Genomic DNA, 14,653 nt, shown 5'->3' with positions numbered 1-14,653 from the left:
GTCAGGGCGTCGTGGTCACCGCGACCGGCTGCTCGCCGTTGCGCAGGCCCACGCCCCACAGGTGCGACGTCCCGGGGACGCCGGTGACGCCCGCGAGGAACGCGGGCGCGTCGGGCAGCCGCGTCCAGCCGGTCCCGGTGCGGCGGAACAGGGTGGTGGGGAAGTAGTTCGCCTGGCGTTCGGCGGTGAGGACCGGGACGCCGGTGCCGTCGGCGAGGAGGCGGAGCGGGCGGACGTCGGTGTCGGCGGGCGGCGTGACGCGCGTCCAGGCGTCGCCGGTGCGGCGCAGGACGGCGGTGACGCGCACGTTGGAGTCGGCCGGACCGGCCGTCGCCCACACCTCGCCGCCCGCCGTCGCCGCGAGGCTGGACAGGCCGCGTGCCCCGAGGTCGGCGGGCAGCGGGACCTCCGTCCAGGCGCCGTTGCGCCAGCGGAGCGCGAGCGGGACGCCGCCGACGCCGTCCACGAGCCGCGTTCCGCCCGTCCACGCCTCGGCCGCGCCGGTCGCGACGACGTCCGCGAGGGCGTGCACGCGCGGCGGGAGCTGCTGCCGGACGAACGCGCCGCCCTGCCACCGGTACAGGGCCGTGCCGCCGCCGTCGAGGCCGCCGGTGAGCCAGGTTCCCGCCGCGCCGGTGTGGACGCTCGGGACGGAGTCGTCCAGTTCGGCGGGGGCGGTGACGCGCTGGAACGCGGTGCCGTCGAAGCGGCCGACGTAGGGCGCGCCCTGCGCGGAGCCGGTCACCCACGCCTCCTGGCCGGAGGCGGCGACGTCGCGGATCGCGCCCGAGCCGCCGTAGCCGTTGAGGGCGTGTTCGCGCCAGCGGGAGCCGTCCCAGCGGCGGACGACGGGGTTGCCGTCCGTCCAGACGACGGTGTTCAGCGGGGGAGCGAAGATCGGCAGGCTGCCCTGCTGGCCGCCGATCCAGACGTTCGCCGGGGAGGCGGCGGCGACGTCGTTGAGGCGGAAGCGCGGCCAGAAGTACGGCAGCGGCACCTCCCGCCAGGTCTCCTCCGCCGCCGACGCGTCCCGCGTGACCGCGCCGGAACCCGCGACGACCACTCCCGCGACGACGACGGCGAACCACCGCACAGCGACCATGACGCCTCCTTCAGTAACAATGCCACTTTATGGTGGCAAGGTGGCGTCAAGGATACGCACGCGGCCCGGCCGGGGCCATGTGCGGGAACGACAAAGGGCGGGCACCCGAAGGTGCCCGCCCTGCGCCGTGGCGTCAGAAGCCGAAGTCGCCGAACCCGCCACCGCCGCCGAAGTCGCCGCCACCGGCGTCCCAGCCGCCCATGTCGCCGCCGCCCATGCCGCCCATGTCTCCGCCGGCGTAACCGCCGCCGAAGCCGCCCGACATCATCGAGCCGAGCATCGTGCCGATGAGCATGCCGGAGACGAGGTCCATGCCGCCGTACGAGCGGTAGTAGCCGCCCGCGTAGGGGCCGTAGGCGGGGCCCGCGTCCCAGTAGGGACGGCGGCTGTCGCCCGCCGGGACCATCCGGATGTCGGGGGCCTGGCCGTTGAGGACGCGGTGCGCGTCCGCCGCGCACGCCGGGACCGAGCGGGCCATGCCGCCCGGCGGCGCCCACACGACGTCCTGCGCGGACGGGCCGTGCTGCGGGTTGAAGAAGCACGGCGCGCGGCGCTCGGGCACCGGCTCGCCGGACAGGCGGGCCCGCGTCGCGAGCATGTGGTAGCGGCCGTCCTCCAGGGCGGTCGTCACCTTGGTCATGTCGTCGGGGCGCTGGGCGCGCTCGGTCGCCGTCTTGGCCTCGTCGTAGGAGTTCATGGCCCGCTCGTAGTCGGAGCGGATCTGCGGGTCGAGGTCGTGGTCGAGGACGGGCAGGTCGAGACGGGCGATGTCCTCGCCGAGCAGCGTGACGTCCTCCTCGACGCCCTGCTTCAGCTCGGCCATCTGCCGGGCGTCACGCTCGCGGCGGCGCTTGCGCACCACGAGGAACGCCCCGCCCGCGAACGCCGCGACGACGAACAGGAACCCGAGCGTCGCGTAGGCGCCGAGGGCGCTCTGCCGCTTCTCCTCCTCGGCCTTCTCCTCGGCGCGGTCGACGAACCCGACGAGCTGGTCGGCGGCGGACGCGCCCGGCGTGCCCCGCACCTGGAGCTGGTTGATCTCCGTGGCGGACAGCTTGCGCGAGACGGCGTACAGCTCGGAGCCGTCCGCGCTGACCGACACGTACGTGTCGCCCTTGCCGACGGCGTTGGCGACCTGCCGGAGCATGGCCTGCGTCTGCGCCGCCGGAACGTCGTTCTTGATCACGACGGCGCGGATGTCGGCGGCGTCGGCGCGGTCGAGCGCGGCCAGCATGCGGGCGCGGTCGGCGGCGGACACGTTCCCGGCGGCGTCGGTGACGTGCAGCCGCGAGTCGACCAGGGCGTTCGCGATCTGCGGCGGTGTCTCGTCGGCCTGGGCTGGGGTGGCGAGGCCGAACAGCAGCAAGGCGATGGCGGCGAGGACGCCCGCGAGCGCACCGCCTCGGGCCGCGCGACCGGAACGAAGGTCGGATCTCATGAGTTCTGTCTGCCCTCCTTACCAGGTAAGACGCTTATCGCCGCCGATCCGTTCCCGGCGTGTCGCCCGGACGCGTCACAGGACGCCGCCCGCCTCGTCGTGGAACGCCTCGGGCCAGTAGCGGAAGTCGTCCTCGTCGGCGGCGTGGCAGGCGACCGGATCGACGGCGCCGAGCACCCGCACCATCGCGTGGGCCGTGACCGTGTACCAGTCGTGGTTCAGGTGGTCGCGCAGCTCGGACTCCCGCTCGCGGTGGTGCATCCACACGGCGAAGACCAAAGTGGACACGTCCGCGTTGACTGCGCGGAGCACGCCCTCGGCGGCGTACCGGCCGTGCACGGCGCCGGTCTCGCCGTCCACGACCAGGGCGATGTCGTGGACGAGGTCACCGAGCCGGATCAACCGGCCGCCCGGCGACCCCGCGAGGACGGACGGCGGTTCGCCGCCGACGAGGAACATCGGGTTCGCGGCGGGCAGCCCGACGTCGCGCAGGAACCGGCGCGTCGGGGCGTGGACGAGCTGCGGCGGGAGGTCGGCGTCGTCCCAGCGGCGGACGTCGTCCGCGCCGAACTCGGCGTCGAGCGCGGCGGGCGCGATGTCCAGGACGAGGTCGGTGCCGCGCGGCGCCAGCAGCGCCAGCGGGCCCACCACGGCCTGCGCCGCCCAGAACGGGACGGCCGGGTCGTCGTCCTCGTCCGGATCGCCGAAGACGTCGAGCAGCAGCCGCGTCGCGGCGTCGACCGCCGCCACGCCCGACGCGCCGCGGAACGCCGAGAACGCCCCGGCGCGCCGCTCGAACGCCGACAGCGCCGCGAGGTTGCGCGCGAGCACGTCGAGCGACGCCGCGATCGGCAGCATCTCGCACAGCGCGGGGTCGAGCCCGAGGTAGACGTGCCCCACGGCGCCGGTGGCCCCGTCGAGCACGACCGCGTCGTCGTCATCGTCGCCCGCGAGGTGCCCGATGACGAGCAGGTCGCCGAGCCCGTCCGCCCGGCCTCCGGTTCCCGGGACGAGCCGCCCGACCGTGCGCACCGGCCCCCGCACCAGCGGCCCGAACCGCATCACCCGGCCGTCCACGGGCAACCGCCCGCCGGTCAGCACGTCGCGCGCCCCGGAGTCCGTCACCCCGGCGGGCACGTCCCCTGCGGCCATCCGGATCCTCTCCATGAGGCGACCCTAGACCGCGCGTCGGACACCCGCCGCCCCGGAGGATCAACGTTCCCGGGGCGGCGGGCGGGGGGTCAGGCGTCCTTGATCTCGCAGATCACGGCGCCGGAGGTGACGGTGGCGCCGACCTCGGCCGTGAGGCCGGTGACGGTGCCGCCCTTGTGGGCGGTGAGGGGCTGTTCCATCTTCATCGCCTCCAGGACGACGATCGTGTCGCCCGCGGCGACCGCCGCGCCGTCCTCGGCCACGAGCTTGACGATCGTGCCCTGCATCGGGCTGACGAGCGCGTCGCCGGACGTCTGGGCGCCGCCGCCCTTCTTGGCCGCGCGGCGCTTGGCGGGGGCGCCCGCCGCCGGGGCGGCCGACAGCGCGCCCAGGCCCGCCGGGAGGACGACCTCGATGCGGCGCCCGCCGACCTCGACCGTCACCGGCTCGCGGCCCGCGTCCTCGGACTCCTCGGCGGGCGCGCCCGCGTACGGCGGGATCGTGTTGTCGAACTCGGTCTCGATCCAGCGGGTGTGGACGGTGAACGCCGTGTCGTCGGCGGGCACGAACGCCGGATCGTCCAGGACGGTGCGGTGGAACGGCAGCACGGTCGGCATGCCGTCGAGCGTGAACTCGTCCAGCGCGCGCCGGGCACGTTCCACGGCCTCGCGGCGGGTGCGGCCGGTCACGATGAGCTTGGCGATGAGCGAGTCGAACTCCTGCGGGACGGTCTGCCCGGCGACGTAGCCGGAGTCCAGCCGGACGCCCGGCCCCGACGGCGGGTCGAACGCGGTCAGCGTGCCGACGGCGGGCAGGAAGCCGCGCCCCGCGTCCTCGGCGTTCAGCCGGAACTCGATCGAGTGCCCGCGCAGCGCCGGGTCGTCGTAGCCGATCGCCTCGCCCGCGGCGATCCGGAACATCTCCCGGACCAGGTCGACGCCCGCGACCTCCTCGGTGACCGGGTGCTCGACCTGGAGCCGGGTGTTGACCTCCAGGAACGAGATCGTGCCGTCCTGCCCGACCAGGAACTCGCACGTCCCCGCGCCCGCGTAGCCGGCCTCGCGCAGGATCGCCTTGGACGAGGTGTACAGCAGCTCGACCTGCGCGTCGGTCAGGAACGGCGCGGGCGCCTCCTCCACGAGCTTCTGGTGCCGCCGCTGCAACGAGCAGTCGCGGGTGGACACCACCACCACGTTGCCGTGGGTGTCGGCGAGGCACTGCGTCTCGACGTGGCGGGGCTTGTCCAGGTAGCGCTCGACGAAGCACTCCCCGCGTCCGAACGCGCCGACGGCCTCGCGGACCGCCGACTCGTACAGCTCGGGGATCTCCTCCAGCGTCCGCGCGACCTTCAGGCCGCGTCCGCCGCCGCCGTAGGCGGCCTTGATGGCGATCGGCAGCCCGTGTTCGCGGGCGAACGCGACGACCTCGTCGGCGCCCGACACCGGGTCCTTGGTGCCGGCGACGAGCGGCGCGCCGACCTTCTGCGCGATGTGGCGGGCCTGGACCTTGTCGCCCAGCGCCACGATCGCGGCGGGCGGCGGGCCGATCCAGGTCAGACCGGCGTCCTGGACGGCGGCCGCGAAATCCGCGTTCTCCGCCAGGAAGCCGTAGCCCGGGTGCACCGCGTCGGCGCCGGACTCGTTCGCGATCTTGAGTAGTTTGCCGATGTCCAGGTAGCTTTCGGCCGCCGAGCGGCCGCTGAGCGAGTACGCCTCGTCCGCGACCCGCACATGCAGCGCGTCCAGATCCGGCTCGGCGTACACCGCGACACTGGTGAGCCCGGCATCGCGACAGGCACGGGCGATTCGGACCGCGATCTCACCGCGGTTGGCGATCAGGACCTTGCGCACGTTGGGTCTCCTCCCTCAACCTCGCAGGCAGTCTAGATAATCGACGCTGCCCGGTTGCGTAAGCCCCTCTTTAAGTGCGGACGTCGCGATGCGCGGTTCCTCCGCGATGTGCGGAGCCTCCCGGCCACTCCCGCCGTCTGATCATCGAGGACCCGGAAGGCCGGGTCTCGGCGGAGGAGTGTGCATGGCTGAGAGGACGTCCCGTATCCGGGCTCCCAGGCGCGGGACGGCGATCGTGCTGGCCGTTCTGCTGGTCGTCGTCGGCATCCCGGTGCTGTCGGCGCTGTTCGGCGGATTCGAGCGGACGGGCGGCGGCGAGGTCGCGGTCGTCCGCAACGGCGGGTTCTTCGACAACAACCGCATCCGGCAGATCATCGACCCCGGTTCCAGCCGCACCTGGATCGGCTTCTACTCCAAGGTGCACAAGTACCCGGCGCAGCAGCGCTTCTACACGATCACCTCGCAGAAGGGCCGCAGCACCGGCGGCGGCGTGGACGCGGTGACCGTGCCCAGCTCGGACGGCGTCAACATGGGCATCGAGGGGACGCTGTACTTCACGCTCAACCTCGACCACGCGGCCCTGCGGGCGTTCGACGACAAGTACGGCACCCGCAAGTTCCGCGGCCCGGACGGCGGCTCCTACAACGTCTGGGAGGGCGACGAGGGCTGGACGGCGTTCCTCGACCAGATCATGCGGCCGGTGATCGACAACGCGCTGCGCAGCCAGGTCAACGGGTTCCGGTGCGCGCAGCTCGTCTCGTCGTGCGCGCTGGTGCAGAACACGTCGAACCCGGCGCAGGGCGCGCAGGCGCAGAGCAACAACGCCAACATCGCCAAGGTGCAGCAGGCGATCAACGCGAGCCTGGCGACCGACCTGGAGTCGACGCTGGGCGGCCGGTTCATCATGAACCTGCACTTCAACCTCGTGAAGATCAACCTGCCGCAGCGGGTGCAGGAGGCGGTGGACCGCGCGCAGGCCGCGTTCGCCCAGGTCAGCGAGGCGCAGGCGAAGGTGGCGGCGGCGCGGGCCGAGGCGGCGGCGAACAAGGCCCGGCAGGACGGCTACAACAAGTGCCCGACGTGCGCGAAGATCGAGGAGCTGAAGGCCCTGCCGCAGGGCATCACCGTCTACGCGCCCGGCAACCCCGGCGGGGCGCTGCTGAGGGACTGACGGAGGCCGCATGCGATTCGTGATCATCCTGGCGGCGCTGGCGCTGCTGGCCGTCGTCGTCGTGCTGATCGTCTACGCCGCGCGCGGGGCGGGGGCCGTGGCCCCGGCCGGGTGGCGGGCGGTCACCGAGTCGGACGACGGGCGCACCCGCGTCCTCGTCCGCGAGACCGGCGCCCGCGCCGGGGGCCAGCTCGTCGCGGAGATCCCCGACGACGCCCCCGACTGGGAGGACCGCCTGCACGCGGCCATGGCGCAGGCGCGCTCCCGCATCGCCGCCCTGGAGAGCCAGCGCGACTGAAACGCCGCCGCCTCGCGTGGGGCGAGGCGGCGGCGTTCTCCGTTCGGGCTACTTCTTGCCGAAGCGGCGGTTGAACTTCTCGACGGCGCCGGTGGTGTCGAGGACGCGGCCGCGGCCGGTGTAGAAGGGGTGGCTGGCCGACGAGACGTCGACGTCCACGACCGGGTAGGTGTTGCCGTCCTCCCACGCGATCGTCTGGTCCGACGTGGCGGTCGAGCGGGTCAGGAAGGCGAAGTCGGCGCTGCGGTCGCGGAACACCACGGCGTGGTAGTCGGGGTGCAGGTTCTTCTTCATCAGGTCCTCCCGGTGGGGCGTGGGGCGGCGGGCTCGAAGTGCCGTCACCCGCGTCCAACCAGGCGACAACCGTTTTCATTCCCACTCGGGGCAAAGCCCGTTCCCGCAGGCCGTCACGCCGGTGTACATTCGCGATTGCGGGAGATCGACGAGGGACGGGACATGGCGCGCTACCGGAGCATCCTCGCGCCGGCGATCGTGCTGGCCGGCTGCGCGGCGCTGGCGTCCGCGGCCTCGCCCCCGGCGGGCAGCCCCGTCCTCGACGCCGAGACCACCCGCCAGCTCACCGCCGCCGCGGGCACGCTGCTGGAGCAGCGCAGCGCGGCGCTCGTCCGCCAGTCCCGCCGCGACCGCCGCCCGCCCGCGCAGGTGCTCGGCGTGCGCATCTCCCCGGAGGTCGCGCGCGGCCAGGAACGCGCCGTGCGGGCGCTGGAGAACCGGGGCCGCGCCCCGGTCGAGGGCGGTCCCGCCTACACCGCCGCCAAGACGCGGCTGGAGCGGGCGCGGGCCGTGCGCGAGGGCGGGCTGATCGTGCTGGAGGCCGTCGAGAACACCGAGATGCGGTTCGGGGAGGGACGGCTCGTGCAGTCGGTCCGCCGCCGTTTCGAGTTCACGACGACGCGCGAGCGCATCGTCCTCGTCCGGGAGGGCCTGCTCGACCCGGGCGACCGTCCCCTCAACGATCCGCCGAACCCGTCCCGCTGACTCCCGTCCCTGACCGGTTCCGGACAGGAGAACCGGGGCGAAACGGACCGGTTCGGGTCCATTGAGCCCCCCGCACGTCTGGCTTTACGCGATCGGTGCGGCGTAGGCTGACGCCATTCTGCACACGGGCAAGACCTGAGAGAACGTTCCCGCGAAGAGGCGATCGAAAGGGTCGAGGCGATGAGCGACAGGCGCGGAGCCAGCATCGGTGAGCTGGAGGAGCTCTCCCGCATCTTCAGCAAGCACGCCAAGAACCTCGACGCGCTGATCAAGGACCTCAACGGCCGCACGGTCAGCAGCACGAACAGCTGGTGGGGCCCCGGCGCCGACCGCTTCCGCTCGACGTGGGCCGAGGCCAAGGCGTCCTTCGACAAGATGGCGGTCGCCCTGGAGCAGGGCAGCCAGGACATCAAGCGCTCCCAGCAGAACATCGAGGCGGCCACCCGCTAGACGCGAACCGCCCCACCGACGGCGGGTCCCGGCCCATCCCCCCGAGGCCGGGGCCCGCTTTTTTCGCGTCTCAGCGGCCGGGCGGGCCGTGGGCGACGAAGCCGTCCCGGGCGAGGTCGGCCAGGTCGGTGAGGACGGCGAACAGGCCCCGGCCGAGGGTGAAGGCCAGGTCGCGGGCGGTGCGGCGCCCGTTGAGCCGGTCCAGCAGCTCGCGCCGCTCCGGCCGCAGCGGACGGTCCGGCGGATCGGGCGCCGGGACGGGCCGGGCTCGCACCGTGAGACCCCGCGCGGCCCAGACGTCGGCGGCCTCCAGCCTCCGGACGGTCTCGCGGGCGAGGTGGTCGCCGTCCAGGCCCGGTTCGGCGGGCAGGACGAGGTCGGGTTCGCTGCCGTCGAACGGGCGCGCGGTGCAGGTGCGGACGCCGTAGAGGGCCATCGCGAACACGGCGTCGGCGGCGGCCGCGCGGGCGACCACCTGGACGCCCGCCGCTCCGACGAGCCCGCGCGCGACGAGTTCGGCGGCGAGCCGCCCGTCGGGCGCGCCGGCGGTGAAGGCGCGCGTCCAGTCCTCGGCGGTGACGTGTCCGGAGCGCAGCAGCAGGGATTCGGGGCCGGGGGAGACGGGCGTGGTGGCCGCGACGACGAGCCCGTCCCGCATGGTCACGGTTCCGCCGGGTTCGCCGTCCAGGTGGAGGGTGCCGTCGAAACGCTGCGCGGCGCGGCGGTGCAGGGCGGAGCCGAGCACGCCGTACACGGGCGGAAGAACGGCCGTCATGTCACCCCTGCGCCGAAGGAGGCCGATAAGTCCGAGAAAGGCACGATAGCGTGTCCCCGTCCCGACAGGACGGGCTTACCGGACGCCCTCGCAGGAGCGCATCCACCGCCGACCGAAGCATCTGTAGCCGCGTGAAGGGTGAACAGCGGAAGATGAACATCGAATCCGCCCTCAAGGAAGCCATGGCGATCGACGGAGCGCTGGGCGTCGCCCTCGTCGACTACGACAGCGGCATGTCGCTCGGCTCCCTCGGAGGCGGCGGCGGTGTCGACCTGGAGGTCGCCGCCGCGGGCAACACCGAGGTGGTCCGGGCCAAGGTCCGCACGCTGGAGTCGCTGAACATCGACGACGCGATCGAGGACATCCTCATCACCCTGCACCGGCAGTACCACCTGATCCGGCTCATGCAGCGCGGCGGCGTCCACCGCATCTTCCTCTACCTCGCACTGGACCGGGAACGCGCCAATCTGGCGCTCGCCCGTCACCACCTGCGCAGGATCGAGGGGGAACTGAGCATCTGACGGCGGACGGGGCGGACGAGGGGGGCACGATGCGGGAAGCGGTTCTGGACGAGCTGAAGACGCTCCGCGACCAGGTGGTCGGCGTGACCGACGCGGCGGTGGCGTCGGTCGACGGCCTGCTCATCGGCGCGGACACCGACGGGGTCCGCCCGGACGTGCTGGCGGCGCTCGCCGCCGCCGCGCTCGGGCTCGGCAAGAGCACCGGCGAGGAGGTCGGCATGGGCGAACTCCGCGAGGTCGTCACCCGCTGCGAACGCGGCCACATCGTCGTCTACGCCCTGGCCTCCAAGGCCCTCCTGGTCGTCCTCGGCGACGAGGGCCTCGACGTCCCCCGCCTCCACCTCCGCTCCCGCCCCACGGTGGAACGCCTGTCGCAACTCTTCGCCTAACCGTCGCGGTCGCCGCTGACGGGTGGGGGGAGGGCCACCTGGATCTGGGTGGTGGTGGCTGTGGCGACGAAGAGGCCGCGGCCGGTGGGGCCGCCCAGGGGGGCGTTGCGGGGGAGGCGGAGGCCGAAGAGGTCGCCGTCCTCGGGGGAGTCGACGGAGAGCAGGAGGCCCGAGCGGGAGCGGCGGGCGTCGGGGAGGAAGCCGCGGTAGCCGCGGGCCAGGTCGGCGGTGGTGCCGCCGAGGACGACGGCGTGCTCGCCGTCGCGGGCGGTGCGCAGGACGTCGCGCAGGGCGTCGTCGAAGTCGGTGTCCTCCAGCATCTCGGCGTCGTCCACGACGACGACGTACCGGTGCTCGGCGCGGACGGCCGCCTCCAGCTCCCCGGCGTCGGCGTCGGCGCCGAGGACGGCGAGGACGCCGGGCCGCCCGGCCAGCAGCCGCAGCGGCGAGCGGCGCGGCGTGACGAGCACGACGGGCACGAGCCCGCCCGCGACGGCCGGATCGAGCAGTGAGTGCACGATCGTCCGCAACGTGGTGGACCGTCCCGACCGGGGCGGTCCCGCGACGACGAAGCCCGGCCCCTCGTTGAGCAGGTCAATGCCGACGGGCGCGAGCGTGTCGCCGCCGACCCCGGCCAGCGCCCACAGCGCCGACGGCGCGAGGAAGTCGGGGTCGAGCGCCATCGCCTCGCGGTAGGTGACGCGGACGGGCAGCTCGTCCACGTGCAGCGGCCGCTGCCGCCGGGGCAGCTTGCCGTACCGGGCGACCGAGATCCGCGCGATCTCCTGCAACGCCGTGACCTGCGCGGTGCCGGACGCGTCGTCGCCGAGCAGCCCGATCTGCGACTCGCGCAGCGGGATGCCGGGCGCGACGGCCTCCAGCGCGCGCCCCGGCGGCATCGACGCCGGGATCTGCTTCTCCTGCAACCCGGCGTAGCCGTAGTCGTTGGGGTCGCCCATGCGCAGGATGAGCCGCCGGTCGAACACCGTCGACACCTGCCCGGACAGGCCGGTGCGGTCGCCGGTGAACACCGCCCGCAGCCCGACCGACGCGCCCTCGCGCAGCAGCCGGAGCGTCTGGTCGACCAGGCGCCCGTAGTCGTAGTGCTCGAACGCCGCGACGAATCCCTCCCACCGGTCCAGGAGCAGCACCATCCACGGCAGGCGGTCGGTGGTGGCGACGGCGGCGCGCTGCTCGGCCAGCGACGCGAACCCGGCCCCGGCCAGGAGCTGCTGCCGCCGCGCGACCTCGGCGGCCAGCGCCGACAGCAGCCGCTCGCACCGGTCGACCTGCTCGCGGGTGACGACGGCGCCGCAGTGCGGCAGCGCGACGAGCGGCCGCAGCGCGCCCGCGCCGCAGTCGATCGCGTACAGGTGGGCGTCGTAGGGCGAGCAGGCCCCGGCGAGCGATCCGGCCAGCGACCGCAGCGCCGTGGACCGCCCCGATCGTGCCGCCCCGGCGATATAGAGGTGTCCCCCCGAGGCCAGGTCGAGCAGCAGCGGTTCGCGCGACTGGACGGCGGGCAGGTCGGTGATGCCGAACGGGATCGGCGGGACGTCCACCACGGACCCGCCCGCCGCCGTGCGCGGCGTCAGCCGGATCTGCTCGGGCAGCGGCGTCAGCCACGGCGACGGCTGCCGCGCGATGCGCAGCCGCCGCGCGGCCTCGTCGACGGCCTGCACGAGGACGGCGAGGTCGGTGACCATCGTGCCGTCGTCGGCGGGCTCGGCGGGGCCGGGCAGCCCGCGTCCCAGCTCGTCCCACGGCACCGGCCGCACCGACGGGCCCGACGACGGCCCGGCCCCGGGCCGCCGCCCGCCGATCCGCGCCGACTGCACGAGCCGCACCTCACCGGCCCCGGACCGGACGTAGCAGCGCCCCGGCGTGGCCTTGGCGAGCGACGCCGCGTCGGGCGCGTCGATGACGTCGGTGGACTCCTCGGCGTCGGTGACGCGCAGCGCGATCCGCAGGTTGGTGTTGGCGCGGATGTCGGCGGTGACGACCCCGGCGGGCCGCTGCGTGGCCAGCAGCAGGTGGACGCCGAGCGACCGGCCGCGCCGCCCGATGTCCACGAGGCCGGTGACGAAGTCGGGCAGTTCGGTCACCATGGCGGCGAACTCGTCGATGACGAGCAGCAGCCGCGGCACCGAGGGCAGCGACGCGTCGGAGGCCCGCAGGTCGTTGTGGTCGTCGAGGTCCTTGGCGCCGGCCGCCAGGAAGATCTCCTCGCGCCGCCGCAGCTCGGCGGCCAGCGACTCCAGCGCGCGTTCGGTGGCGTGGCCGTCCAGGTCGGTGACCATGCCGACCGTGTGCGGGAGCTTGGCGCAGTCCTGGAAGGCGGCGCCGCCCTTGTAGTCGATGAGGACGAACGTCAGCTCGTCGGGCCGGTTCGCGACGGCCAGCGACGCGATGAGCGTCTGGAGCAGCTCGGACTTGCCCGCGCCGGTGGTGCCCGCGATGAGGCCGTGCGGCCCGTCGGCGCGCAGGTCGAGCCGGTGGACGCCGTCCAGCCCGGCGCCGATGGGGACGCGGGTGGTGCGCCCGCCCGTCGCCGACCAGGAGCGCAGCACGTGCTCGGCGGTCGGGTCGGGCATGTCGAGCAGGTCGAGCAGCCGGACGTCGGCGGGAATCGCCTCGGCGGCGTCCTCGCGGGACACGTCGCGGACGGGCGCCAGCGCCCGCGCGACCCGCTCGGCCCACGCGGGCGAGACGCGCTCGGCCAGCACCGGGCCGACGACGTCGAGGCCCTCGCCGCGCAGCCGCAGCGTCTCGGGGGCGTCGCCGTCCCAGGCGGCGACGGCGGCGCACTCCTCGGGCAGCAGCCGTTCCTCGTCGTCGACGCAGATCGCGTGGATGCCGAACTCGGGGCCGCGCGCCAGCAGCATCGGCATGCCGGGGACACGGCGCAGCGCCCGCGCGCCGTCCAGCACGAGCAGGACGTCGAACGGCGGCGGCGTGCCCTGCGGGGCGCGGCGCCGCTCGGTGAGGTGGATGGCCAGCTCGGTGACGCGGTGGGCGACGGACTCGGGGTCGGCGCCGACGAGCACCGTGCACTCCTCGCCCGCGCGGGGCACGGCGTGCGGCAGCCACCGCACCCAGTTCCACGCCTCGTCGGCGCCGGGCACCGACGACAGCACGACGATCTGGAGGTCGCGCGGGCTGTGCAGCGCCGCCGACTGCGCGACGAGCCACCGCGCCAGCCCCTGCGACGCCTCGCGCGGCCCGGTGACGCCGAGGACGCCCAGCTCCCGCAGCGGCAGCGCGACCGGCACCAGCCGCGACACCGGCACCCGCACGGCGCCCAGCTCGCCGTCGGGGACGTCGTTTCCCTTCAGCTCGATCCGCGCGGGCAGGTCGGCCAGGCCGAGCCGCAGGTGCAGGGCGTCGGGGTCGGTGGCGCGGCGCTCCCACAGGCGGCGGCGCGGCCCGGTGGCGGTGAGCAGCACGTCGGCGGGGTCGGGGTGGGCGGCGCGGCGGCCGGTCTCGTCGGCGGCGCGCAGCCGGTCCAGCTCGCCGCCGAACGCGGCGGCGCGGCGCTGGTACTCCTTGAGCGCCTTCTTGTACGACTTGCGGCCGTGCAGCCGGTCGCCGAGCCACTCGCCGATCGTCATCAGCGGCCACGCCAGCGCGAACAGCGCCCACCACCACTGCCCGAGCCCGAACGCCATGACGAGGCCGAACGCGGAGAACAGCAGCGCGCCGAGCAGCCGCAGCCGCTCGCGCGGGTTGCGCTCGGGACGGCGTGGGACGGCGAGCGTGCGGTCGTGCTCGGCGGGCCGCAGCCGGGGCGGCCGGTTGAACGCCAGCCCGCCGCCGGGCAGCGGCTCCAGGTGGGTGTCGGGCGCGGCGGACGGTGTCTGCGTCAGCACGGTGGCGCCGACGCTGAGCGGCGCCCCGGCGGGCCAGAGCGCCCGCGTGGTGAGGGGTTCGCCGTCGAGGAGGGCGCGGGTGCGCGACGACGGCTCGACCAGCACCTCCTCGCGTCCGACGGTGATGCGCAGCGACGCGGGCGGGATCGCGGGGTCGGCGACGGTGATGTCGACGGAGGTGCCCGAGCCGAGCGTGCCGATGCCGAGCCCGAGCCGGTGCACGCTCCCGGCGGCGGGTCCGCCGACGACGCGGATCTCGGCGAGGCCGGTGGGCTCGGTGAGGACGGTCGCGGCGGCGGTGCGCTCCTCGACGGTGACCACGGCGCCGTCGCGCAGTTCGCGGACGGCGAGGGCCTGCGGGTCGAGCATGCGCCCGTCGGTCCACAGGGTGACGCGCTCGGCGGTGACGGTGCCGCCGCCGGTGCGCGGGGAATCGGCGGTGAGCGCGTCCTTGGTGAAACGGGGCGCCGGAACGGTGCCGCCCGAAACCGGGGATTCGGCGGCCGGAACCGGTCCGAGTGCGCCGCGAAGTGATCGCGCGACGGCGTCGACCGTCATTTCGGCATCGACGGTGAGGACGACGTCGCGCGGTCCGCGGGCGGTGAGCGCCGTGAACGAGATCCGCATTCGAGCTCCTTC

The 14,653-nt window shown here is 74.4% G+C and carries 13 protein-coding genes; 6 read left to right on the top strand and 7 right to left on the bottom strand.

The window, feature by feature from the left end:
* Position 1: 1 nt before the first annotated feature.
* The 4 genes from C229_RS0102805 to C229_RS0102790 all read right to left on the bottom strand — a co-directional run bounded on the left by C229_RS0102805 (position 2) and on the right by C229_RS0102790 (position 5,542).
* Positions 2 to 1,102, bottom strand: coding sequence for a hypothetical protein (locus C229_RS0102805; protein ID WP_018653559.1), 1,101 nt, complete (start codon positions 1,100 to 1,102; stop codon positions 2 to 4).
* A gap of 133 nt (positions 1,103 to 1,235) precedes the next feature.
* On the bottom strand, positions 1,236 to 2,540 hold the full coding sequence (locus tag C229_RS0102800) for a hypothetical protein (protein WP_018653558.1): 1,305 nt from the start codon (positions 2,538 to 2,540) through the stop codon (positions 1,236 to 1,238).
* 75 nt (positions 2,541 to 2,615) lie between these two features.
* Positions 2,616 to 3,707, bottom strand: coding sequence for an SUKH-4 family immunity protein (locus C229_RS0102795; RefSeq protein WP_033423900.1), 1,092 nt, complete (start codon positions 3,705 to 3,707; stop codon positions 2,616 to 2,618).
* A gap of 74 nt (positions 3,708 to 3,781) precedes the next feature.
* Complete coding sequence (locus C229_RS0102790) at positions 3,782 to 5,542, bottom strand: acetyl/propionyl/methylcrotonyl-CoA carboxylase subunit alpha (RefSeq protein WP_018653556.1); 1,761 nt, start codon at positions 5,540 to 5,542, stop codon at positions 3,782 to 3,784.
* 184 nt (positions 5,543 to 5,726) lie between these two features.
* Here C229_RS0102790 and C229_RS0102785 point away from each other — a divergent pair, with 184 nt between their 5' ends.
* Positions 5,727 to 6,713 carry an SPFH domain-containing protein gene (locus C229_RS0102785; protein ID WP_033423899.1) on the top strand — a complete coding sequence of 329 codons (987 nt, stop codon included), beginning with the start codon at positions 5,727 to 5,729 and terminating at the stop codon, positions 6,711 to 6,713.
* A 10-nt stretch (positions 6,714 to 6,723) separates the two neighbouring features.
* The gene (locus C229_RS0102780) at positions 6,724 to 7,011 is read left to right on the top strand and encodes a hypothetical protein (protein WP_018653554.1); all 288 of its coding nucleotides are present in this window, start codon (positions 6,724 to 6,726) and stop codon (positions 7,009 to 7,011) included.
* Between the two features lie 48 nt (positions 7,012 to 7,059).
* On the opposite strand, the gene C229_RS0102775 is transcribed toward C229_RS0102780, so the two are convergent.
* Positions 7,060 to 7,305 carry a type B 50S ribosomal protein L31 gene (locus C229_RS0102775; RefSeq protein ID WP_018653553.1) on the bottom strand — a complete coding sequence of 82 codons (246 nt, stop codon included), beginning with the start codon at positions 7,303 to 7,305 and terminating at the stop codon, positions 7,060 to 7,062.
* A gap of 162 nt (positions 7,306 to 7,467) precedes the next feature.
* Here C229_RS0102775 and C229_RS0102770 point away from each other — a divergent pair, with 162 nt between their 5' ends.
* Complete coding sequence (locus C229_RS0102770; RefSeq protein WP_018653552.1) at positions 7,468 to 8,010, top strand: hypothetical protein; 543 nt, start codon at positions 7,468 to 7,470, stop codon at positions 8,008 to 8,010.
* A gap of 180 nt (positions 8,011 to 8,190) precedes the next feature.
* A complete protein-coding gene (locus tag C229_RS0102765) occupies positions 8,191 to 8,460 on the top strand; it encodes a WXG100 family type VII secretion target (protein ID WP_018653551.1) in 270 nt (89 codons plus the stop codon).
* Positions 8,461 to 8,530: 70 nt separating this feature from the next.
* Here C229_RS0102765 and C229_RS29185 read toward each other — a convergent pair whose 3' ends face one another.
* Positions 8,531 to 9,235: a hypothetical protein gene (locus C229_RS29185; RefSeq protein WP_155884560.1), complete on the bottom strand. Its 705-nt coding sequence runs from the start codon at positions 9,233 to 9,235 to the stop codon at positions 8,531 to 8,533.
* Between the two features lie 152 nt (positions 9,236 to 9,387).
* Here C229_RS29185 and C229_RS0102755 point away from each other — a divergent pair, with 152 nt between their 5' ends.
* Both C229_RS0102755 and C229_RS0102750 read left to right on the top strand, forming a co-directional pair.
* Positions 9,388 to 9,756: a hypothetical protein gene (locus C229_RS0102755; RefSeq protein ID WP_026313392.1), complete on the top strand. Its 369-nt coding sequence runs from the start codon at positions 9,388 to 9,390 to the stop codon at positions 9,754 to 9,756.
* 29 nt (positions 9,757 to 9,785) lie between these two features.
* Positions 9,786 to 10,145 (top strand): roadblock/LC7 domain-containing protein, encoded by a 360-nt coding sequence (locus tag C229_RS0102750; RefSeq protein WP_018653548.1) that lies wholly within the window; start codon positions 9,786 to 9,788, stop codon positions 10,143 to 10,145.
* Here the strand turns inward: C229_RS0102750 and C229_RS0102745 are convergent.
* The gene (locus tag C229_RS0102745; protein WP_018653547.1) at positions 10,142 to 14,641 is read right to left on the bottom strand and encodes an FtsK/SpoIIIE domain-containing protein; all 4,500 of its coding nucleotides are present in this window, start codon (positions 14,639 to 14,641) and stop codon (positions 10,142 to 10,144) included. The genes C229_RS0102750 and C229_RS0102745 overlap by 4 nt on opposite strands.
* Positions 14,642 to 14,653 lie beyond the last annotated feature (12 nt).

It is taken from the genome of Actinomadura flavalba DSM 45200, from assembly GCF_000374305.1.
Classification (GTDB): Bacteria; Actinomycetota; Actinomycetes; order Streptosporangiales; family Streptosporangiaceae; genus Spirillospora; species Spirillospora flavalba.
This window is presented reverse-complemented; position numbering and strand designations above follow the sequence as displayed.

Excerpts from the sequence above, each read along its gene's own strand:
- C229_RS0102805 (WP_018653559.1), bottom strand. The coding sequence starts at position 1,102 with ATGGTCGCTGTGCGGTGGTTCGCCGTCGTCGTCGCGGGAGTGGTCGTC.
- C229_RS0102800 (WP_018653558.1), bottom strand. The coding sequence starts at position 2,540 with ATGAGATCCGACCTTCGTTCCGGTCGCGCGGCCCGAGGCGGTGCGCTC.
- C229_RS0102795 (WP_033423900.1), bottom strand. The coding sequence starts at position 3,707 with ATGGAGAGGATCCGGATGGCCGCAGGGGACGTGCCCGCCGGGGTGACG.
- C229_RS0102785 (WP_033423899.1), top strand. The coding sequence starts at position 5,727 with ATGGCTGAGAGGACGTCCCGTATCCGGGCTCCCAGGCGCGGGACGGCG.
- C229_RS0102780 (WP_018653554.1), top strand. The coding sequence starts at position 6,724 with ATGCGATTCGTGATCATCCTGGCGGCGCTGGCGCTGCTGGCCGTCGTC.
- C229_RS0102775 (WP_018653553.1), bottom strand. The coding sequence starts at position 7,305 with ATGAAGAAGAACCTGCACCCCGACTACCACGCCGTGGTGTTCCGCGAC.
- C229_RS0102770 (WP_018653552.1), top strand. The coding sequence starts at position 7,468 with ATGGCGCGCTACCGGAGCATCCTCGCGCCGGCGATCGTGCTGGCCGGC.
- C229_RS0102765 (WP_018653551.1), top strand. The coding sequence starts at position 8,191 with ATGAGCGACAGGCGCGGAGCCAGCATCGGTGAGCTGGAGGAGCTCTCC.
- C229_RS29185 (WP_155884560.1), bottom strand. The coding sequence starts at position 9,235 with ATGACGGCCGTTCTTCCGCCCGTGTACGGCGTGCTCGGCTCCGCCCTG.
- C229_RS0102755 (WP_026313392.1), top strand. The coding sequence starts at position 9,388 with ATGAACATCGAATCCGCCCTCAAGGAAGCCATGGCGATCGACGGAGCG.
- C229_RS0102750 (WP_018653548.1), top strand. The coding sequence starts at position 9,786 with ATGCGGGAAGCGGTTCTGGACGAGCTGAAGACGCTCCGCGACCAGGTG.
- C229_RS0102745 (WP_018653547.1), bottom strand. The coding sequence starts at position 14,641 with ATGCGGATCTCGTTCACGGCGCTCACCGCCCGCGGACCGCGCGACGTC.